12 protein-coding genes and 2 tRNA genes are annotated in these 22,936 nt (G+C 35.4%); 9 read left to right on the top strand and 5 right to left on the bottom strand.

The annotated features are described in order from the left end of the window. Position 1: 1 nt before the first annotated feature. The 4 genes from FN817_RS17575 (at position 2) to FN817_RS17560 (ending at position 4,906) form a co-directional block, all read left to right on the top strand. Positions 2-1,588 (top strand): calcineurin-like phosphoesterase C-terminal domain-containing protein, encoded by a 1,587-nt coding sequence (locus FN817_RS17575; RefSeq protein ID WP_142719070.1) that lies wholly within the window; start codon positions 2-4, stop codon positions 1,586-1,588. Between the two features lie 354 nt (positions 1,589-1,942). Further along, a complete protein-coding gene (locus FN817_RS17570; RefSeq protein WP_077415804.1) occupies positions 1,943-2,656 on the top strand; it encodes a 3-ketoacyl-ACP reductase in 714 nt (237 codons plus the stop codon). Positions 2,657-3,215: 559 nt separating this feature from the next. Then, entirely contained in the window at positions 3,216-4,043 is an 828-nt protein-coding gene (gene prmA, locus FN817_RS17565; RefSeq protein ID WP_047420603.1) for a 50S ribosomal protein L11 methyltransferase, read from the top strand. Between the two features lie 23 nt (positions 4,044-4,066). Then, entirely contained in the window at positions 4,067-4,906 is an 840-nt protein-coding gene (locus FN817_RS17560) for an SH3 domain-containing protein (RefSeq protein WP_142719069.1), read from the top strand. A 368-nt stretch (positions 4,907-5,274) separates the two neighbouring features. On the opposite strand, the gene FN817_RS17555 is transcribed toward FN817_RS17560, so the two are convergent. The 5 genes from FN817_RS17555 to FN817_RS17535 all read right to left on the bottom strand — a co-directional run bounded on the left by FN817_RS17555 (position 5,275) and on the right by FN817_RS17535 (position 8,263). Further along, positions 5,275-5,826, bottom strand: a complete 552-nt coding sequence (locus FN817_RS17555; protein WP_142719068.1) for an isochorismatase family cysteine hydrolase — start codon at positions 5,824-5,826, stop codon at positions 5,275-5,277. 5 nt (positions 5,827-5,831) lie between these two features. Then, positions 5,832-7,016 carry an MFS transporter gene (locus FN817_RS17550; protein WP_228451594.1) on the bottom strand — a complete coding sequence of 395 codons (1,185 nt, stop codon included), beginning with the start codon at positions 7,014-7,016 and terminating at the stop codon, positions 5,832-5,834. A gap of 154 nt (positions 7,017-7,170) precedes the next feature. Then, a complete protein-coding gene (locus tag FN817_RS17545; protein WP_142719067.1) occupies positions 7,171-7,770 on the bottom strand; it encodes a TetR/AcrR family transcriptional regulator in 600 nt (199 codons plus the stop codon). Between the two features lie 313 nt (positions 7,771-8,083). After that, positions 8,084-8,157: transfer RNA gene (locus tag FN817_RS17540), tRNA-Arg, on the bottom strand. 31 nt (positions 8,158-8,188) lie between these two features. Further along, positions 8,189-8,263: transfer RNA gene (locus tag FN817_RS17535), tRNA-Pro, on the bottom strand. Between the two features lie 515 nt (positions 8,264-8,778). On the opposite strand from FN817_RS17535, the gene FN817_RS17530 reads away from it, so the two are divergent. The 5 genes from FN817_RS17530 (at position 8,779) to FN817_RS17510 (ending at position 22,867) form a co-directional block, all read left to right on the top strand. Continuing rightward, positions 8,779-10,161: a T9SS type A sorting domain-containing protein gene (locus FN817_RS17530; RefSeq protein ID WP_142719066.1), complete on the top strand. Its 1,383-nt coding sequence runs from the start codon at positions 8,779-8,781 to the stop codon at positions 10,159-10,161. A gap of 8 nt (positions 10,162-10,169) precedes the next feature. Then, positions 10,170-20,489 carry a SpvB/TcaC N-terminal domain-containing protein gene (locus tag FN817_RS17525; protein WP_142719065.1) on the top strand — a complete coding sequence of 3,440 codons (10,320 nt, stop codon included), beginning with the start codon at positions 10,170-10,172 and terminating at the stop codon, positions 20,487-20,489. A 4-nt stretch (positions 20,490-20,493) separates the two neighbouring features. Beyond that, positions 20,494-21,093, top strand: a complete 600-nt coding sequence (locus FN817_RS17520; protein ID WP_142719064.1) for a hypothetical protein — start codon at positions 20,494-20,496, stop codon at positions 21,091-21,093. 210 nt (positions 21,094-21,303) lie between these two features. Continuing rightward, positions 21,304-22,167, top strand: coding sequence for an RHS repeat-associated core domain-containing protein (locus tag FN817_RS17515; protein WP_142719063.1), 864 nt, complete (start codon positions 21,304-21,306; stop codon positions 22,165-22,167). Between the two features lie 19 nt (positions 22,168-22,186). Continuing rightward, positions 22,187-22,867: a hypothetical protein gene (locus tag FN817_RS17510; RefSeq protein WP_142719062.1), complete on the top strand. Its 681-nt coding sequence runs from the start codon at positions 22,187-22,189 to the stop codon at positions 22,865-22,867. The last annotated feature ends 69 nt before the right edge of the window (positions 22,868-22,936 follow it).

Here is a 22,936-nt window from a genome sequence, read left to right as displayed (position 1 = left end):
AATGAGTATCAATATAAAAATTTTAGTGCCATGCCTGTTGGTTTCAGCAATGGCATTCCCGCAGACTTCTGTTTCCGGATATGTATACGACGACAGTAATAAAAATCAAAAGAAAGAAAACCGCGAAAAAGGAATTGAAGGCGTAGCCGTTTCCAATGGTGCTCAGATAGTTCTTACTGATAAAAACGGACGATACAGCCTTCCGGTACAGGAAGATCAGACTATTTTTGTCATCAAACCTTCAGGATATCAGACGGCTTTAAATGCTAATAATCTTCCACAGTTTTATTATCATCATAAACCCAATGGTTCCCCTGCGGATTTCAAATACAAAGGAGTGGCTGCTACAGGAGATCTTCCCAAAGAACTGAACTTCCCGCTTTATAAGCAAAACGAAAATAAAAACTTTGATATCCTTGTTTTCGGTGATCCGCAGCCTTACACAGAAAAAGAACTGGACTATTTCAAAAGAGGAATTGTAAATGAAGTGAAGAACACGAAGAAAAATGCGGTACTGGGAATCAGTCTGGGAGATCTGGTAGGAGATAATTTAAGTCTTCAGAAGCCTTATGCAGACGTCATGAAAGAAGTCGGACTGCCTTGGTATAATGTGATGGGAAATCATGACATGAATTATGATGCAAAAGAAGATAAGCTTTCCGATGAGACATTTGAGTCGAATTTTGGTCCGGCCAATTATTCTTTCAACTATGGTAACGTGCACTTCATCATTCTGGATGATATTCTTTATCCGGATCCGAGAGATGGTAAAGGATATTGGGGAGGATTCCGTGAAGATCAGCTTCAGTTCATTGAAAACGATCTGAAACTGGTGGATAAAAATAAACTGATCGTCATTTCTTTCCATATTCCACTGGAGCATAACAACGAAGACAGCTTCAGAAATGCGGACCGTCAGAAACTATTTGATTTCTTAAATCCTTTCCAGAATGTATTACTTCTGTCAGCACACACCCATATTCAACAGCAGATTTTCTATGGAAAAAAAGCAGGCTGGAACGGAATAAAAGAACTCCACGAATATAACGTTGGAACTACCTGTGGTGATTGGTACTCAGGAACACCGGATGAGGCCGGACTGCCAACTTCTACCATGAGAGACGGAACGGCAAAAGGATATTCATTCATCAGTTTTGAAGACAATCAGTACAAAGTGAAATACAAAACGGCCGGAAAACCGGATGATTATCAGATCAAATTATATGTTCCGAAAGTGATTCCTTCCTCAAGAACCTCTGCAAAAGTATTGGCCAATTTCTTCATGGGAAGCAAAAAAGACAAAGTAGAATACAGAATAGATGGTGGAAAATGGGAAGAAATGGAGTACGATGAAACTATAGACCCGAATTTTGCCCTTTCAGTTTTCAAATGGGATGCTACAGAGAAAATTTTCCCGGGAAGAAGACCTTCCAATCCTGAAATGTCAAAGCACATCTGGGAAGCAGATTTTCCTAAAAAACTACCGTTAGGAAAGCATAAAGTGGAGGTGAAGGCTGTTGATATGTACGGAAATGAATTTACAGCTTCAGAAGAGTTTGAAGTTCAGAATGCCATTCAGATTCCTTAAGCTTTATTTTTTTACTATACCTTTTTTTAGATTTTGAAACCGGTTCTCGATGAGCCGGTTTTAATTTTTTGATGAGGTTCTGGGAAACCATAAAAGTCACAAAAGATTTAAACACTCAATTTTTTTAAGTTATGACTTTGAGTAGAATGGAGTACACTTAGGTTTTATATAAAAAAATATACGTTTTCATCTTATATGAACTTTTATGCAGAATGATTACAACTTTCAAATATTCTCAATGTTAATCATCTTTTGTGACTTTTGTGGTTGAATAAAATATAAGTTAAATCTGTGTTTTCACCGCTTCATAAAAATGTTCTTTCGTAACTTTGTATCAAGAAAAGTATCATTACTATGAATATAAACGGAAAAAATGCCATCGTAACAGGTGGTGGAAGAGGATTAGGAAAAGCTGTAGCACTTGCTTTGGCTAATGAAGGAGTAAACGTTGCCATTACAGGAAGAAATGAGGAAAACCTGAAAATGACGGTTGAAGAAATCAAAAAACTGGGAGTAAATTCCGCATATGCAGTTTTTTCTGTAGACAATGAAATTCAGGTAAAAGCTGGAATTGAATCTTTAGCAGAACAATTAGGAGGTATTGATATTTTAATCAACAATGCAGGGATCGGAGACTTCGGAAGTATTGAAGAAATGCCTTCTGAAACATGGGAGCAGGTAATTAAAACCAATCTGTTCGGAGTATATTATGCAGCGAAAGCAGCTCACCCATTTATGAAAGCTAAAGGAGAAGGAGATATCGTCAACGTAGCTTCTACAGCTGGTTTGAAAGGTGGACCAAATATGTCCGCATACGCCGCTTCAAAAGCAGCAGTGGTATCTTTATCACAATCTATGATGGCAGAATGGAGAAAACAAAACATCCGTGTAATTACTTTGACTCCAAGTACCATCGCTTCAGATATGAGCATCCAGGGCGGACTTACAGACGGAAATCCTGATAAAGTATTACAGCCGGAAGACTTTGCAGAATGGGTAAGAGATATTCTTAAAATGAACAGAAGAGCACTGATTGCAAACGGTTCTATCTTCTCTACAAATCCTTAATAGCTTAAAAATTTAAAGTTCAAGGTTGATGTTCAACGTCGTCAGCAAAGAACTCTTAATCTATCTATCTTGAATAGCAAAATTCAATAGGAGCGGGCTATTATCCTGAGCATAGACGAAGGAAGCCCGCTTTTTCTTTTTCCAATCTTAGTGGCTTTAGCCAAAACTTGGAGTTTCTCGCATTTCAAAAAATTTAGCAATTTATTTCCAGGTCTCTAATGATAGGTTTTGGCTAAAGCCAATGGAATTAGTCTTGATTTTGTAGACGGGCTAAAGCCCGTCCCTATTGAATATATTGTATGCAATCATCTGTCATCTACATAATCAGTGAGGACAAAATTTTATAAATAAACTTTTCCATAGCATTCATTCAATAGGAGTGGGCTATTTTCCAAAGTGTCATTCTGACGAAGGAAGAATCTTATTCACAGTTAATAACATGAGTTACTTCACTGCATTTCCGTACGAAAAAACATAAAAATCCCTGGTTTCAGCCAAAAATTACTCCATCATTTTTTTAACAATAATAACATTAGTATTTTTGCAGCAAATTAGTCACATGCAAAATTATTTAGAATTCAATTTCAAAATTTCTCCATTGCAGCCTTGGAATGAAATTTTAATGGCAGAGCTTATAGAAATAGGCTTTGACAGCTTTACAGAAGAAATTGACGGAATTTTAGGATATATCCAGACAGAATTGTTTCAGGAAGATCAGTTGAAGGCTCTTCCGATCTTTGAAAACGAAAACGTAAAAATTGAATATACTTTCGAAGAAATGCCGAATATCAACTGGAACGAAGAATGGGAAAAGAACTTTTCTCCAATCAATATTGATGATAAAGTATTGATCAGAGCAGAGTTCCACGAATCGGTTCCGGGAATGCATGAAATTATTATTCAGCCTAAAATGTCTTTCGGAACAGGACATCACCCTACAACTCACCTGATGATCCAGCAAATGATGGATATTGACTTCAATGGTAAAAAAGTGCTGGATATGGGATGCGGAACTTCTGTATTGGCAATCTATGCAAAACAGCAGGGAGCAGGAGATACGAAAGCGATCGATATTGATGAATGGTCCGTAGAAAACTCAAAAGAAAATGCAGTAAGAAACAGTGTAGAACTGGATATTGAACAGGGAACTGCAGAAAATTTAGGAAAAGAAAATTTTGATGTTATTTTAGCCAATATCAACAGAAATATTCTTATTTCAGATATCCCAACCTATGTTTCAGTATTGAATAAAGGTGGTAAACTATTGCTTTCAGGACTTTGTTTCTTTGACGTAGATGATATCCTGGAAGTATGTAAAGAAAGCGGTCTTGAGCTTAAAAAGCAGCTGCAGCGCGAAGAATGGGTAAGCCTTCTGCTTGAAAAATAACACTCAAAAAACAAAATACGAATATGAAAACTTTATGGACAGCTTTATTGATACTGATGCTGCAATTTTTTTCAGCGCAGGAAAATGAAGTGTATGCAGATGGTGTCTTTGGCTTTGAGGAAAATAAAGCGCAGAAAATTTTTACAGACTGGACCCGCGTGAGATTAGATCCAGGAGTGAACGCTCAGATTACAGATTCATTGCAGACCAATCAGCAGGTAATGATTCTTAAAAAAGAAGAAGAAGTACTGAAGTTGGGGGAAAGAGCTGCTAACTGGTATAAAATCTCTTATCAGAAAGGAGAAAATACTTTGGAAGGATATATCTGGGGCGGTAATCTTTGTGTAGGATATCGTAACAAAAATGGGTATGATTTCCTTTTTGGGCTAGCCAAAACAATTGACAGGAAAAATAAAGAATCCAATGAGACCGAAAAACAGAACATTGCAGGAATAAAAGCAATGGAAGGGAATACCCTTATTGATGAGGTGTATTTTGATACGGGAAGAGGAGAGGAGCTGAGTACAGCAACTTTCAACATAGAAAGTAATCACAAGCTTCAAAATGTTGAATTTACCCTCAAAGCAATGGTTTCCGGTGAAGCCTGCGGAATTGCAGGATATGACCAGTATGTTCTTTTTAAGGATAAAAAACTGATTGCCCTTCCACAATTAATGAATGTAGGGGATGCCGGAGCTTTTTATCACAATGAAGAATTTGTTTTCCCTAATGATAAAGGTGGAATTCCCAACACATTTATCCTTAAAGTAGAAGATATGGAAGTAGATGAAAAAGACAGAGAGAAGAAAAAGCATTCTTCCAAAACCTATCTTTGGAACGGAAGTTCTTATAAGTTAAAATAGCATCCTCAAAATAAATTAAACCGTTGTAGCCACAGCGGTTTTTTTATTGTATAAATGCCAAAAAAATAGGATTGGAACAAGCCAATCCTATCAAACATGATTAAGTGTATAGTTGAGCCATAAAGGCTACAGGGAATTAAAGTGCACAAAAAGATTTTTATTGATCCTTAATCAATGTTTCCTTAATACTAATTAAACTAACTAAGTGACCTTGCGGCTACGTTTACCATGTAAAAGTAATACATCTTCCCATCTCTCAAATTAAAAGATAAGCTGATTCAGCAAAATAGATAGGTGAAACGGAATTTTCAACAAATGAAACGTATTTTGTAGATTTATAATGTCTCCGCTGTACTAATTCATTCCTGTTATATCCAGTCGTTTACTTTAATGACATCAGCCTGCCTTGGGAAAACTTTTCTCATCAGCAGATGATGTACTTCTTCATCTCCGTCTTTACAACAATCTTCAATCACTGTGAGTTTGTAATCTTTATCTGAGGCTTCTCTCACTGTAGATAGAACAACACCGCTTGTAGACACTCCTGTCAGTACCAAATGTTGAATATTCAGACCACGCAGAACTACTTCAAAATCACTTCCTGTAAAAGCACTGAACCTTCTTTTGGTAATAACAATGTCTTCCTCTTCAGGGCTAAGCTCAGGATGAATGGCGGTCCATTCTTTCATATTGACATCTGCCATATGTTGTTTAATTCCTGAAAATACTTTGTTATTAGAGTTTATTTCCGGCATTCCCTGTCTGAACCCTACTTTGATATAAATAACCGGAATTTGGCGGTTTCTGGCCGCTTTAATAACCTTGTTGACATTAGATATCAATTCTTGTGTGTCAGGTAAGTTGCTTAATATTGATGACTGCATGTCCATCACCAATAATGCTGTTTTTATGTTTTCCATTTTAATTACACTTTATTAATAAATTGTTCCTCAGATTCTTCTAAAAGTTGGTTGTTCACTGCTTTTGTCTTATTCGTTTTAAATAATAAACGTCTGAAGACAATAGCAACTAAAATTCCCGCAATTCCTTCCAGTAATAATGTTTTTGGTGCTCCTATTTTCTCGGAGATAAACCCAATAAGTACACTTCCCAGAGGCAGCATCCCGAATATGGCAGTTAGCAAAATACTGATCGCTCTTGATCGCATCTCGGGAATCACCTCAGACTGTACGATAATATTACAGGTGGTAAACTGTGCGACACCACCCAATCCTGTAAGCGCTGCAAAGAACATAGACCAATAGAAATTGGTTGCATACGAAAAGCATATCAATCCAATACTCAGAATAACTGTACTCAGGATGAGAATATTCCTCATGGATGCCCCTTTCTTCAGAGAAGCCAGAAATACCGTTCCGAGAACTGCCCCAATCCCAATGAAACTGGAAATATAACCGAACGTCTTAGCATTACCTTTGAAGATTTCCTTTGCATACACAGGAATTAACGTATCGTAAGGCAAAATCAGCAAACCTGTAATACCCAGCATAATAATAACCAGACTGATGGATGGTTCTTTTTTCAGGTACCTGAAACCCTCAGCTAATTCTGTAAAAGTTCCTTTTTTAGTTGTTTTTTTCGGAATGATCTTTATCTTCATCAAAGAAATCGAAAGCATTACCGCTGCAAAACTGGCTGCATTGATAAGAAAACATGTTCCCGCTCCGAATTTTTGGAGGATAATTCCGGAAAGGGCAGGGCCCGCCAATTTAGCGATACTTGCCATGGCAGCACTCAGAGAAAGAGCACTTGGAAGGTCTTCATCATCCGTTACCACTTCATTAATCATAGCCTGACGGGCCGGAATGTCATAAGCGTTGATAATGCCGAGAAAAACGCTGAGTATAATGAAACTCCATATATTCTGATGTCCCGTCATTACCAGGAAAGCTAGAAGAGATGCCTGTATTAATGATAAAATTTGAGTGATCTGTATAATTTTATACCGGTTATACCAATCTGCAGCAACCCCGCCGAACGCTGAAAATAAAAATGAAGGGAATTGTTCTGCAAAAATGGTGAGCCCAGCATAAAAGCAGACTCGGTCATGCTGTATACAACCCATACTACTGCTGTACGCTGCATCCATGTCCCAAATTGAGAGACAGAACGCCCGAAAAAATACAATGTGTAATTGGTGCTTCTGAAGGCCCGGAATGTACTGATATTACTTAATTTGTTCATTTTTTTAATAGACTATTTGACAAATAATGTAAAAGTGTCAAAATTGAAATAAAAAATTTTTACCCAATATGTTTAATAACCATAGAGGTTAGAGTGCTTACTGTACTGTTTAAGTTCTCGAAATTGTTTTTTAAACTCATCTCGCGCCTTATTCCCCTGATACTGCTCTGTAGAATAAAGATGATGATTTCCTGTTCCTCAATGGCAACTTTTGGAATTGAACCTTTGCTAATACTTGTTGAGAATAAATTCAACAGGAGGTTTCTTTCTGCTTCCATCATTCTGTTGTGGGCATCGGTGATGTGTTTTGACTTCTCTTCATTGTCCATTCCTGCTTCTATAGCTCTGAAAAATGAAGATCTTTCTTCCGATGTTTTTACTTTAGCAAGACAAAACTCCTGGATTTTTCCTTCGAAAGTTCTTTTCTTCTTCATCCTGGAATCAATCTCGGAAATAACTTCCTTGATCAGATTTTCCAAAACCGCCTGAAATACTTCCTCCCGATTTTTATAATAATAATAAATTGAAGTTCTGCTTTTACCAACTGCTTTTGAAATATCATCCATTGTCACCTTCTTTAAACCATACTTCAAATACAGTCCTGAAGCGGTCTCCAGAATTTGTTGTGAAAGCTGATCTTGTTCTGTGTGAGATGACATTGTCTGAAAATTATCTGAAATAGGAATACAAAAATAAAATATTTTTGACAAAAAAACAAATTTTGTCAAATTGTACAATACGATAAATCAATTGAAGTAAATTGTATTCGCAATAACTCTTGAATACTTATAATTTTTGATAAAGAGTAAACACAAAAAAAGACTCACTGTTTTCAGTAAGTCTTTGTGTGAGCGCGAAAGGATTCGAACCTTTGCCGTCCCGACTGAAATCGGGATGCTGTATCTTGTCTGATCTTGCTGCATGAAGTTATTAAAAACAAAAAAACTCACAATGAAAATTGTGAGTTTTAAGTGAGCGCGAAAGGATTCGAACCTTTGACCGTCTGCTTAGAAGGCAGATGCTCTATCCAGCTGAGCTACGCACCCATAAGTAATTTTGAGAAAACTACTAAAACAGTCGGGGCGGCAGGATTCGAACCTGCGACCTCCTGGTCCCAAACCAGGCGCGATGACCGGACTACGCTACGCCCCGAGGGTGTCATCAGTAACGATATTTACTTCGTTTTTGCGGTTGCAAAGGTACAATACTTTTTTAAATAAAAAAATAAAATGAAGAATAATTTTTAATTAATTTTTAGTGAATAGAATTTTATTAACTTTACCTGGTTAATAACCATTGACTTATCGTGTTTGAAAAATGATGGAAAAATTTTCATTTTTTTTCTCTTTTTTGAAATTTGAAACCGTTTGTTCATGGGTTCTGTTTTTAATAATTATTTCTCATTGATCGTTCTACCACATGAAAGAGTTATAATTTTTTTTCTCTCTGTTAAAAATTGTTTTAAAAAAACTTGTGGTATATGTTTCTTTTGTAGATTTGCAAAAAAAACCTAAAACCATAATAATTCCATGAAAAAATCAGTCATTTCCATCTTTATATACTATCATATACCTGAATTTCTAAGATAGTTTTCTTTTTGATGAATTTTTCAATCTAAACTTCGGTTGGCTTCTGTCGACTATCCATTAGTAAAAAATATCTAGCACATGTATAACCCTTTTTATTCTAAGGCATTCGCGGTAATTTGTTTATCGTGTTCTGTGTCTGTTTATTCTCAATTAGTGGGATCTGATGCCCAGCTATGGGAAAAATCCAATCCAACACTTCGCGAAGTAACGAGGTGCAAAGATGAAAATTTACTCAATTTTCATTGTGGTATCAAGGATAAGCTTTTCAAAAAATATATTAAATACAGTAAAAACAAGAGCCATACTCTTACAGCGGTCCACCGATCGAAGGAAGATGAATTGATATGGGAAAATACTGAGAAAAAGATTTCGCTGGGAAATAGCAACTTTAAAACTGGTGGAGAAAAAACTGTTGAAATTAAAAAAAGACCAAGTATTTTTTCGTTTGTAGCAGTTGCAGAACCGAACCGTGATAAATCTGATAGCTTGAAAATTAAATTTGAAGATCAGAATCTTTATGAGATGATATTTTTTCCAAGAAAAGCAAAATCTTCAGATCTTGGTAAAATACACTCCTATCTCTCTATTAAATACGGAATTTCACTTGAAAAGGGGAAATATTATAGCAGTGATGGAAAGGTAATCTGGGATCCTGAAAAACATAAAGAATTTAGGTATAAACCCACTGGATTAGGAAGAGACAATGGGAATGAACTCTACCAAAAACAGTCTTCCAATCAGGCTGATTTGTTTTTAACAATTGGGAAAAATTCTATTGAAAGAACGAATATAGAGAATCAGGCGGTTTTTGAGAATAATCAGTTTGTTATTTGGTCTGATGATAATAATGAACTGGCTTTAAAAAACGATGGTACCTTTGATGTTTTGCAAAAAAACTGGGAAATTAACTTTATAGGTAATAAAGTTCCTAAAACCGATTATAGTGTAAGAATATTGAAAGAAACGGTGAATCCAAGGTCTTTACCTATTGCTTATTGGATGTTCCTGAAAAAACCTGACGGAAGTATTCTGAAAGTTCAAGGATCTGAAGCTGCAAATTATATCATTTTTAATAAAGTTGATTTCCTTAATGATTTTGATAGTGGTGATACAGCTCATTTCACTTTTGCAGTAAGTCCATTGAAAAATGCTAAGAATGAACGAGCGAATCAAAATCCAGATTCCGGATTATTAATTAACGGGGAGTTATCACTGAATCTCACTAAAATTAATCTTTATCCGAATCCAGTTAAAAAAGGACAAACTTTTACAGTTACTTTCCCTCCTATGGAAGGACTTGGAATTTCCATTTATGATGGATCAGGAAGATTGGTCAAATTTGATAATATTGATCGAAAATCAAATCATTACACTGGTCAGCTGGAAGTTCAAAGTGCTTACATTATTAATCTTATTCAAGATAAAAAAATCATAAAAACGTTCAAATTAATCGTTGATTAAACTATACCATGAAAATAAATACGGATCAATTTCCTGTTACCAGGAAGTCTTGTTTACTGATAGGCTTCTTTGCATTGATGTTTGTCTTTGCGAGCTTTACCAAAGAAGACAGGCAGAAGGTACAGGTATTCAAAAAAGAGCTGATAAGTAAATGGACTGATAAAAAAGTTGATTTACTTGATCAGGATGCAAAAGAAAATCCTCCTAATCAATTAACACAATCTGAAAAATTACCTGAAAAGAATATTTTAGGTGAAAATCATTCTGTATTTTTAAATTCAGCAAAGGAAAATTTAGGATTCTCTGAGTTTAAAAATGATGTTGCTGTCGACAATAAGAATTTTTATCCATCAAAGGAAAAAGAAGGAACTATTGGAGCCTTCACGGATCAGGAAGAAGATGAAGTTTCTGATAATTTCTTTACCATTGACATTCCATCTGCGGAAAAAAACACTGTAGCATATCTTGAATACGATTTATTTGGATTGGCTTCTCATGAGTCAGTATCCAGATCTATTAATCATAATATTGCGATAGGAGGAGGAATTATTGTTCCAAGCGCAAAATGGAGCCATCAAAAAGAGGAAATCAATTCGGAACTGATTAAAACAGGTTCTAATTCCATATTATTTACTTCACCTTCAGCCGGGGTAAAATACAAAGTAAAAAACTTACGTATTGTTTTTGAAAAAGATAAAAAGTCTGATAATAATCTAATCGTAAGTTCTGCACTGTCAGGAGATCAGTTGTATGTAAAAGGAAAGACAGCATCGTTATCAGATGTGGTAGTTAATAATGAAGTTGTTGCTGTAAAAAATGGTGAGTTTGAAAAAGTTGTCAAACTCTCAGAAAAAAATAAGGCAGAGGGTTCATTCTCTGTTATTGCAGGAGGTATAACTACTGCTTACAAAATTCCGGCTTCAACAAAAGCCTTTAAAGTAGTTGACCATTACTATGCAAAACCAAAAGGTGTTGAAATTTCAAAAGATAAAGAATTCAGTATAAGCTATGAAAATATGAATGTTTCTATAGAAAAGGGAACATCAGAGTCAGCTTACATTGAAGTTCTGAAATTAAGAGAAAAAGATATTCCTGCGGTATCCCAGGGGCTTAAAAATGTAACATTGAATAACGCCGCTTACAGATTTTCAGTAGTGTCCGGGAAGCTGGAGAAAAAAGCAAAGATTACTATTCCTTACGATACCAAAAGACTGGGATTGTTTTCTCCAAAAGATATTAAAATCTTTCACTTTGATTATGCCAAGAAACAATGGGTAGCAGACAAATCAGTTGTTGATGAGAAAAATAAAATGGTAATGGTAGAAGGAGACGGAGATCATGATTATATCAACGGAATTATTTCCGCTCCAGAATCTCCTCAGACAACGGCTTTTTCGCCTACGAGTATCAGCGGATTGAAAGCAGCTGATCCAATGGCAGGCATGCAACTGATGAATGCACCTACAGCAAATCAGAAAGGTGATGCCAATATGAATTACCCTATTAAAGTTCCTGCAGGATTGGGAGGATTACAGCCGTCTTTAGCAATAGGATACAATAGTGGTGCCGGTAACGGATGGATGGGTGAAGGATGGGATCTTCAGGGATTATCTGCGATTACAGTAGATACCAGATGGGGAACACCTATGTTTGGTAGCCAGGAAACAGAACTATATACCTTGGATGGCGAAATGCTTGTTTATCCTGGGGGCTACCTGCCTCACAGACATAATAATGTAAGTGAAACATCTACGGATATTACAACTGCAAGGCAACCGAGAAATGCAACAGGAAAAAAACAGTTTTATCTTAGAAAGAATCATGATTTTACCCTTATAGAAAGGGAGGGAAACAGTATTGGGACTTATTCATGGACAGTTACCTCTACCAATGGTACTAAAAGCTATTATGGCGGAAGTGATAACTCTGTTATAAAAAATAGCGAAGGCCAGATTGTTCATTGGGGATTGAGAATGATAGAAGATGCCCATGGCAACAAAATGCTTTTCACTTATCAGAATAATACATTAGATCTTGGAATAAACAATAATATAACTGGAGGAGTTTATTTTCATATTCAAAAAATAACCTATGGAAAGAATCAGGACTATAGTGTTACTTTTATTGCTGAAACCGGGATTAGCAGAAAAGATATCAATATCAATGCTAAGCAAGGATTGAAAAGAGTGGAACCATATCTTTTAAAAGCTATTGATATAAAACATAAGACAGAAAAAATACGAACATATGGTGTAGAATACGAAGATGGACAATTTAATAAAACAAGGTTAAAAAGATTATATAGTCAGGTATACAACATTAAGCTTGTTAATCCGCTTCCTATTATTGATGACTATTCTTTTGAATACTATAACCCGGTAGAAAATAATCAGATATTTGGACCTGATACCCAGGTACAGGTACAGAATTCTGAAAATGTCTATAATGGACTGATCGAAAACATCCTAAAACCCTCCAAAATCAATGGAAATATTTCCTCTGAAAATGGATTAAACTTCAGACCGGCTGCTGGGTTGAATTTCTTTTATTCTTCCAATGATGCATATGGGCATCTGATGTTTGGATTCCCTTTTGGATATTCTACTGCTGAAGCAAAAAATGCACAGCAACTTATTGATTTTAATGGAGATGGTATTCAGGATATGATTTACAGAACTTCTTCTGAACTGAAATTCAGTCAGGGAACACTGGACCAATATGGGAATTTATCATTTTTACCAGCAAAGCCCTTACTGAATTATAATAATAACTTTACTTATACTGAAACCAAAACCAACAATTCAGGATGGGATATGGGAGCAGTTGTATACAGCAAATCCCAGATTAAATCTACATCCAGAGGAACCACATCCACCTATCTGATTGATGCTAACTCTGACGGATTAGTTGATATTGTCAATAATGGGCAGGTATGGTTTAATAAATATAATAAGATCTCACAACAGCCTGAAATGACCAAACATTCTGAATTCACAGAAAATATGGTAGTGAAGGATAAACCAATAGCACCTCCAGTTTTACCACCGGTTGATCCTATTGTTACTCCAGATGTTCCGGCAGTACCAATTACTGATGTTGTAAAAGTATGGATAGCCTCACAGGATGGTTATATCACGATTAAAGATAATATATCCGTACCTCCTTATACTGGAGATCCGAATGATTTACCCATAAAAATGTATTATTCGGTGGAAGCCCCTTATATGTCTTCGGGTGCTTCTGTTAATACAAGAGTTTATCTTACGGAACTGAATCCCGGGGGCCTTGCGAAAAATATCTCGATCTCGAAGTATAATGATTATTATACAGAAATGAATACTATTTCCCCGGGATCTAATGCGGTATCCAATCAGGTAGGAGCTGCTAATAGTTCCAACAGGATTTTTGTAAAAAGTGGTGAGAAAGTTTATATAAGATTGCATAAAAGCCAGAATAAGAATTTAGAGGTAAACTCTAATCCGGAAGTTATTTATGTTGATCCCTCAACAGGATCCCCTTTGTCAAGCAAGTTTATATTTCAGGATCAGTTTAAGCTGAATAATGGAAATTATGGAAGCAATTTCCTGACCAATAATTTATTATCATCAGTGTATCTGGATGGTACGGGGACAGCAAATATTACAGTGGGAAGTGTTAATTTTACCTCTAGTACTGATAGCTTTACCTTTAAAGTAATTGCGGAGAATGCTAATACTGGTGCTGTTACAGTGCTTCATTCTTCAGAATATATTCAGTCGTATGATCCTTTTATTACCGAAGCTTTTACAGGTACTTTGAATGTGAACTCAAGTGAGCCAGTATACTTGAAGTTTATTGTAGAATCTGATTCTCATGCATCATTTTTAAATAGTAACTGGAAGGATAAAATCAAAGTAAATTATAATGCCGTTTCAAATAATAATACATCAGTCAACGTAGAACTGTATCCCGTTGCTCAATATCCTTCATATGCCGTAACACAACTAAGAGGAAGAATAGACCTTAGAAGTACACAGGATAATCCTAATATCGTTAGTGGGAAAAGAGCTTATGGTGTTCAGATAGACAAAGGGGTTACAAACTTTTCTACTCTTTCAACCGGATCGTTTTATTACGTAATCAAGACCGGATCTACAGTTATGGGAAAAAGAAAAGTAACTGTAGCTGCTAACGGAGCTAATTCCGTGATTAAAGAAGAGGATATGATTGGTGCATTTGATGTTCCAGGAGTAAGTCCCATCAATTTTTATAAGGGAGATTTGACAATACCTGAATTTGGTCAACCCCATCTTGTAAATATTCAGGTATACTGTAAAACAGATGGTGATTATGCTTTATTTAATAAATATTCTCAATACTTCCAAGGGAAACCATTCAAAATTTACGGAAGTGGTGAGCTGATTACCTCTGTACCGCCAACTTCGGTAAATACAGCAATGTATAACCCAAAAACTGCTGTCTATAATAACTGGGGACAATTTTTATATAATCCGGGAATTATAGAAGCTTATACCTATGGAAAACCAATTGAAGCAGAAGCTATGGCTCCGGGTAATGTAGCTCAAAATACTTATCCACAATGTATTCAGCAGCCTCCTTTAACTGCAGAGGAGTTGGCTAAGTGTATTGATAACTTACCTAATGCAAATCCTAATACAGGAAATAATACAGTTTCCCAATTTGTTTCTCCAATGAAACCACATAGTTCACTGGTAAATACTGGGGGTACGAATTACACCGTTAAAAGTATTTGGGTGGGAGCCGGAGAGAATCAGTTTGCTTCTGCAAGTTCTTTCAAGGATGATGAAACTGTCAATTATTTCAATAATCCTATACCTAATACACCATCGGTAATACCTACTACTCTGGTAACAGGAGCACTTTCATTGGATACCACAATGAAGGCTATCAGTAGAAAACAGAGCAGCTACACCCGTAATACAACGAATACATTAAGTGTATCATCAGGGAATATAAGTGGATCTGCAGCCGAATCTGAAACTGTACCTTGGGGGAACGGAAGTATCGAAACTCAGACATTCTCAGATATTAATGGTGATGGTTATCCTGATATGGTTTATCCGGAATCTATTCAAATGACGAACTCAGTCGGAAGTTTAGAGGATATAAGTCTGGTTTCCTCGGGAGGCTTCCCTACTGATTCTAATACTTATCAGAAGATGAATTCTCTGGGATTCTCTTACAATCTTTTTTCGGCTAGTGGAAGAATAAGTGTAAATGGTCTTTTAGGAACTACTTCAAAAGGAGATGCTTCAATGCCTTGGTCAGGATCAGGATCTGTCAGTGCAGGAGTTACTAAGTATTTTAACTCATTTGATTCGGGAAGAAATTTTTGGATGGATATTAATGGAGATGGACTTCCTGACAGAGTGGTAGCTGGAGGCGATCTGAATATGGGAGTAATGCTCAACCTGGGGAAAAAGCTGTTAACGCGGAAGCCTGTTGAAAATATGCTTACTTACCGATCTCATCCGATAGGAAGTGAAAATATTTCTATTGGCGGAGGTTTAGGATCTTCAGCAAATATGAGTGCTTTGAGCAGCTTTGGCTTTGGAATCAGTGCAAGTTTGGGAGGCTCGGCTTCAAAGGGGACCGCTGATGTTGTATATGAAGATATAAACGGAGATGGTCTCATTGATATTCTAGAGGTAAAAAACTGTGATGGCTTAGCAGGATGTGTCAAATCAACCAGTGTTCGTTATAATTTAGGACATAAATTTGATGCTGCAATTCCATTACTTAAAACAGTAGGAAATGTGGATTTCACCGAAGAAAGTGGCTCTTATAATGGTTACTTCTCTTTTGGGGGTCATTTTATGCTGAATATAGGGCCTATCCCGATTATTCCTCCTGCTCCGATTCTGAATCTTTTCATAAAAGTAGGGGCAGGGGCTACTGCCAACCTGGGGATCAATGTTTCTGATACCCAAAAGGCTTTCAGAGATATGAACGGAGATGGATTTGTAGACCTTGTCGTAGATAACAATAATGGATTTATAGTCAATTACTCCCTGATTGGGAAAACCAATAAACTGAAATCTGTTACTCAAAACATAACCAAAGGGAAGTACATTATAGACTATCAGTTTACACAGCCGAACTATGGGGATCCGCATGCAAAGCTGGTGGTTAAAGATGTTAAGATATTAAACCCGGATGTCTTTAGTACAGACTATACGCTTTCCAGTACAGAGAAAGATATTGTAACCCGATATAAATTTGAAAATTCCAGATACGACAGAAGAGAAAGAGATAATTTTGGTTTTGAGAAAGTAACACGTGAAGAAATAAATATCGATGGAAATCCTTACCGTAGAACAGAGGATACGTATTATAACACAAGTTATTTCTTAAATGGATTAATTAAAGAAAGTAAAACCCTTTCGGGAAATGATGAGTTAATTTCCAAAGTGATCTATAACTATCGTTTATATAAATTTAAAGATAATACAACCAAAATAGACCCTAATTACTTAACCGAAAGTTTTGATACCGGGGGAACAGAAGGTAGAAAAATGGCTACTGTTTTGTTGAATACAAAGATCAATACGAGATTTGAAAATGGCGGGCAAATAGAAACTACGGAAAAAATGGAGTATGATTATAATACCGGATTGATTTCAAATTATATCTATACCAGCCCTACCAATTCCTATAAATCTGTCATCACTTATTGGACCGGACTGAATAAGAATATGATTGAAATACCTAAAGAGATCAATGTATATGACGGAACAGGTTCTACTCTTCTAAGGAAGAGAAAAACCCAGGATGTAAATGTTAATACAGGAGATATAGGAAAATACATTGTATTTGATGGTTCTCAGGATATCATAACAGATTATACTTATGAACCTTCTGGTAATGTTAAAACTGTAACTTATCCGCCTGATGAATCACAGAACAGATATTCTATATCCTACGAATATGATGATGAAACTGGTAAGTATGTAATCAGGACAACAGATGCCTTTGGATATATTTCCTTTGGTCAGTACAGTCCTTATTTGGATGTATTAACAAAAAGTACAGATATAACAGGAAATGTAATACAATATGGGTATGATGACTATGGAAGGCCTATATCCATCATTGAACCTTATAGTCCTGCAAATGTTTCTACAATAACTCACTCTTATTATTATGATCATTATGGTATGCCGAGTTCAGATCAGAATATTAAAATATTCCGTGCCAGAACTTCTCATTATGATGCAGACCATACGAATAATCTTATCAATACGGATTCTTATTCAGACTTTATGGGCAGAGTAATACAGGTGAAGAAAGATATTGATGTAAGTGGTGTGGAAAAAAGATCTGTTTCAGGAAGATCAATATTTGATGTATTCGGAAGAACAATAGAACAGTATCATCCGGTACAGGAAGATCAGATGACAGATAATCTTAACCTGTCAATTGCTCAGAATGTAGTAAGAACTAGTTATGATCATTCAGACAGGATTAACAGTATGAAGGATGAAGATGGAGTGATGAAGAATCTTACCTATCAGATTGAAGGAAACCTGCTTAAAACTACAGAAGAGTTTGATGTTATGAAGACGGAAACCTTTGCTAATGCGGAAGGACAGGTTGTTGAGAAAATAAATTATCTGAGTAGTGACCCGCTGTCTACAAAATTTGAATACAATACAATAGGTGAACTGCTTAACGTAACTGATCCGCAGGGTATTAAGACGACCTATAAGTATAACCTTGCCGGAAGAAGAACAGAAATGTTACATCCTGATAAAGGGCTTACTACTTATGTATATGATGCTGCAGGACATCTTACCTGGTTTGGAACTCCAAATCTGGCAAATGATCCTACTATACAAACCCATCAGATTCATTATAAATATGATAAGAACAGACTGACAGATATTATACTTCCTGATCTTCCGAGCGGAGTTACTAATCCTAATAACGTTCATTACGATTATATGCCTGCCAATTCAGGAAATAATTCAGGAAGGATTACGACAAAAACAGACGGGACAGGTTATACCAATTATAATTATGGTAAGCTGGGTGAAGTAATATCAGAAACCCGCAGAATATTCGGATACAATATTCCAACGATGGAATTCAAAACAGATTATGTCTATGACAGCTGGAACCGTCTTAAAAAGCTGACGTATCCGGATGGAGAACAGCTTACTTACAGTTATGACCTCGGAGGAAATCTTAAAACGGTAACCAACGGAAGTTATAATTATATTCAGAATATCAAATATGACCTTTATGAGCAGAGAACAGCAGCCAACTACGGAAATGGAACAAGAACAGATTATTCATATATTGCTACCAACAGAAGGTTAAATCATTTTGGATTATGGAGCAATTCCAATGCATTCTTATCCAACAGTTATGAATATGATAAGAGAGGAAATATTATCCGTCTTGCCAATGACGTAGGAGTAACACCAAATCAGATGGGAGGAACCTATGCTTTCAAATATGGATATGATACTTTAAACAGATTGATTGGTACGGAAAGTGATATGGGGCTAAATGATAAAGGAGGAACTCCTACAACACCCAATACTTCTCCATATGCGCAAAGTAACTCACATTTTGAGCTTAGAAAGGTAACATATAACGAAAGTGGAGGAATTGTATTGAAGGAGCAGGTGCATCAGATCGACCAGCAGCCGAACCCATTGAATACGTACTCGAATAACTATAAGTATATTCCGGAAACTCATAAAGTGAAGACGATTATTGACGGTAATATCAGTGGTACGCAGCAACTTTTCGCCTATGATGAAAATGGGAATACCATTGAGCATGTTGATGAATTTGGTTCTAAGAAGATGTTCTGGGATGAGCAGGATCGTTTGAAAGCATTCTATAGTGACGACTCCGGAGTATACCAGTATTATGCGTACGACGACAAAGGAGAAAGAACGATAAAGTACAATCTTCATGGAAGCTCTCAGCTATATCAGAATGGAGAGTTGGTAGATCCGGGTAGTTTAAGCTTAACTGATTATACTTTGTATCCTAATCCATATGTAACGGTATCCTTAAACGGACAGTATACCAAACATTATTTTGAAGGAGCAACCCGTTTTGCCAGCAGGGTGATGGATGGAAGTAATATTTTTGTGCCATTAAACCTCAGAACATCGGATCAGGGAACAGCAATGAAAGAGCTTGATCCTTCTGTTGATTTTAAAACATATCTTGAAAAAGCAGGAGTAGGCGATATTTCCCTATCAGAGCTGAATACTTTAAACGGACCAACCAGCCAGTTAGGATTATACTATTTACATAATGACCATTTAGGAACGGCAACATTTGTTACCAATTCCAGTGCTCAGAGTACTCAGTTTTTCTTAAATTTACCATTTGGAGAAACAATGCTGGAGCAGAAAACAGGAGTATATGATAACCCATATAAGTTCAATGCAAAAGAACTGGATAGAGAAACAGGGCTGTATTATTATGGAGCAAGATATTATAATCCGAGAGCGAGTATTTGGTATGGGGTAGATCCGTTAGCCGAAAAATATCCAAGTTGGAGTCCCTATGTTTATACATTTGATAATCCTATCAGATTTACTGACCCAGACGGACAAGCTCCAAATGACATTGTTTTTATGGGGGTTAATGGTCGAGAAATTCATAGGATTAAAAGTAATACAGTTTTTAAGACCTATATGATTGATATTAATGCAAAAAGTGTTGCAGTAAGTGGTTTGACGGCAAACGGAGGAAAAGGATGGATAGAAGCGGTAATGCCCAATGTAATACAAGAAAAAGGAGGAGGTAATACTACTGGATCAATTTATCAAAAATATGATTATTTAATAGCGTCAGAAACTGGATATTTTAATCAATACAAAAATGCGGGTATTACTCCTAAACATACAAATGGGTTAAGTATTGATGACGCATCTACAGTACCAGATTTAGATCCCACTTTAGTCAAAGCTACAATCATGCAAGAATCTATGATGGGAACATATGATGAAAACCCTAATGATCTAAATAACCCCAAATCCGATATTATGCAAGCAAATGTTTATTATAGTGAATTTTCAAATGACTGGGCAAATGGACATAAAACTCAATTTGGACTAACAAAAGGAGGGGGAGCTACTCCAGAACAATCAGTTAGTGCTGGTATTGGATTGATGTATCAAAAAGGACTTACAACAAGTAAGGGAAAAACAAAATGGACAGGTGGAAGGACATGGGATAATGCAAGTAAAAACTATAATGGAGGTGGAGCTTCAAACTATGGTAATGTATTGAAAATGAGGGATTCAGCAAAAAAACCACAACCTAAAAATTATTAATAATATGAAAACCTTTTTATGTTTAATTTGTTTGATAGTGTTATCTCAGTGTCATAAAGTACCTCCACAGAAAGAACAAAAATCAAAGACATTAGAAAAACTACCAAGCGTAATTATAGAGGGTAGTAGTTTAACAAAAAAAAATATATCCTTGGATTGTATTGAATTAAAAAATAATAAGTTACAAGATAATTTTAATTTTTTAAAAACAAATATTGTTTATTACAGTATCAAAACAATTAATAAGAATAAATTAAATGATTTGGAATATTATAAATCATTTTTAGTTAAAATACCTTTTTTGAATTTTTTACCCAATGATTTTATTAAGAGTAATTTCAAGTTTAAAAAATATTTTAAAGAAGTAGAAAATTATGGAGATTGTCATATTGGAGAATTTATCTTTTTAAATAAAATTAATTCAAGACAAAACAAAGCTTATGTATTATTTAATACTACTCGAAATGAAGTAACAATTTGGTATTATGATAATATGAAATTTGACCCAAATGATATTGTTCTAACTTATAGTATTAAAGGTATTAATTCTTATTATATAGTTAAATATTCAGAAGAATGTCAAGCTTTTGTTCCTTTAGAATAATGGTTATCAAATGAATTAACATTTTACAAACAAAAAAACGCTCTATAAAGTCTCTTGACTTCTAGATGAAAAAGTAAATAATTTAATATTATACAAAGCCTCGCATTTTGCGAGGTTTTGTACTTTAAGAATCGTCTTTATCATTTGTAATGTTATTTATTCAGTGCTTAGACAACACTGTTTTTCTTAAATTTACCATTCGTAGAGACGATGCTGGAGCAGAGAACAGGTGTATATGATAACCCATATAAGTTCAATGCGAAAGAACTGGACAGAGAAACAGGGCTGTATTATTATGGAGCGAGATATTATAATCCGAGAGCGAGCATTTGGTATAGTGTAGATCCGCTAGCGGAGAAGTATCCAAATTGGTCGCCGTATGCATATTGTGGAAACAACCCTATTAATTACATTGATCCTGATGGAAATTTTAGATTACCAGCAAATGCTACCAGAGAGCAAAGAAGATTATATAAAGAGGCAGTAAAAACTATAAAAGCGGTGTTTCGAGATTCAGAATTTCGAGGAGCGTTTAAAGAGAGATTTGGTGTAGATGATAAAATGATACGGAAAATGCTCAGAGATGAAGATGGGCCCACTGTTATAATGAATGAAAGTTTACTTGATTTGGCGAGTTTTGATCCAGATAATCCCAATGTTATTAAAATAGATTCTGGCGTAGTAAACACGGTTTCAAAAAATAAAGGAGATAGAAAGTATATTGATAATTTAGCAGAAATTATAATTCATGAAGGTGGTCATTGGGCAGACTATCAAATGGACGGTAAATCCCAGGAAAAAGACGGAATTTTTAAGATGAGTCTTAAATCAAAAAGTGGTAGGCCAGATGCAGGAGATAATTGGGAAGCTGTTTATTTTGGAACAGATACTCAATTTTCTGCTTCTGATCGTGACATAATTACTGAAAAGTTTGATGGAATTAGGAGGAATAATGCTGCAAAAGATTTTAGGCAACAACGTGAAATCAGGGACTTAAAATCACAAAAAATGCCATCTGTTTTAGATAATTATAAAAAACCAAAAGATAATTTGCGAGTAAGACCATGTTATTAACCCAAAATCCCCAAATAATATGAATTTTAAAACTAAAATAGTTATAATTTTATTATTCTCTTTATTAATTACGAATTGTAAGGAGGAAATGAAAAAATGTGTAAGTCAATCTACCGATACTAATGTAAAACTATATAATGATTTAACAGATCAGTTGATACCTTATTTTTTTAGAGAAGATTATTTAGGTAAAAAAAAATATTTTGATAGTTTAAGAGTTCATAATGATGATTTATATATCGAAGAGAAGACAAAAGCCCACAACGAAATTTTTAATCATCCTGAAAAATTTTGCAATTTGTATATAGATTCTACTAAAAGTAAAAATACATATTTCGGGACAGATAATACCGAGGTTTATTTAAGACGCATAAAAAGAACGAAGGATTCTTTTAAAGACTTTTCTAATAGTCCAGATATTAAAAATTTAAGCATACGAAGTTCTATAAAAGCAAGTCAATTTAATTTGTGTACTGCAAAAGTCCTGGATCTGGCAGAGTATGATAAACATACAAATGAATGTGAGATAGGTGTTGTCTATTTTTCAGAGATTGTATTTGATACTTCTAAAAGAACAGCATTAGTTTTTGTTGACCATCGTATAAAAAAAGATTATTACGGTAGAAATGCTATATTTAAACTAAGATTGCATGATAATTATTGGGAAATAGAAGATTTTATGTTAGTGTCAACTTCCTAATTTCCGGCTCTTTACCTCCGCTTCTCAAAGTCTCCAGACTTTGAGGTAGGAAATCAAATAACTCAATTT

The sequence above is a fragment of the Chryseobacterium rhizoplanae genome (genome assembly GCF_900182655.1).
GTDB lineage: Bacteria > Bacteroidota > Bacteroidia > Flavobacteriales > Weeksellaceae > Chryseobacterium > Chryseobacterium rhizoplanae.
The sequence above is the reverse complement of the archived record's forward strand: the minus strand, read 5'-3'. Positions and strand labels throughout refer to the sequence as shown.

Excerpts from the sequence above, each read along its gene's own strand:
- FN817_RS17555 (WP_142719068.1), bottom strand. The coding sequence starts at position 5,826 with ATGGAAAACATAAAAACAGCATTATTGGTGATGGACATGCAGTCATCA.
- FN817_RS17530 (WP_142719066.1), top strand. The coding sequence starts at position 8,779 with ATGTATAACCCTTTTTATTCTAAGGCATTCGCGGTAATTTGTTTATCG.
- FN817_RS17520 (WP_142719064.1), top strand. The coding sequence starts at position 20,494 with ATGAAAACCTTTTTATGTTTAATTTGTTTGATAGTGTTATCTCAGTGT.
- FN817_RS17545 (WP_142719067.1), bottom strand. The coding sequence starts at position 7,770 with ATGTCATCTCACACAGAACAAGATCAGCTTTCACAACAAATTCTGGAG.
- FN817_RS17525 (WP_142719065.1), top strand. The coding sequence starts at position 10,170 with ATGAAAATAAATACGGATCAATTTCCTGTTACCAGGAAGTCTTGTTTA.
- FN817_RS17550 (WP_228451594.1), bottom strand. The coding sequence starts at position 7,016 with ATGGATGCAGCGTACAGCAGTAGTATGGGTTGTATACAGCATGACCGA.
- FN817_RS17515 (WP_142719063.1), top strand. The coding sequence starts at position 21,304 with ATGCTGGAGCAGAGAACAGGTGTATATGATAACCCATATAAGTTCAAT.
- prmA (WP_047420603.1), top strand. The coding sequence starts at position 3,216 with ATGCAAAATTATTTAGAATTCAATTTCAAAATTTCTCCATTGCAGCCT.
- FN817_RS17575 (WP_142719070.1), top strand. The coding sequence starts at position 2 with ATGAGTATCAATATAAAAATTTTAGTGCCATGCCTGTTGGTTTCAGCA.
- FN817_RS17510 (WP_142719062.1), top strand. The coding sequence starts at position 22,187 with ATGAATTTTAAAACTAAAATAGTTATAATTTTATTATTCTCTTTATTA.
- FN817_RS17570 (WP_077415804.1), top strand. The coding sequence starts at position 1,943 with ATGAATATAAACGGAAAAAATGCCATCGTAACAGGTGGTGGAAGAGGA.
- FN817_RS17560 (WP_142719069.1), top strand. The coding sequence starts at position 4,067 with ATGAAAACTTTATGGACAGCTTTATTGATACTGATGCTGCAATTTTTT.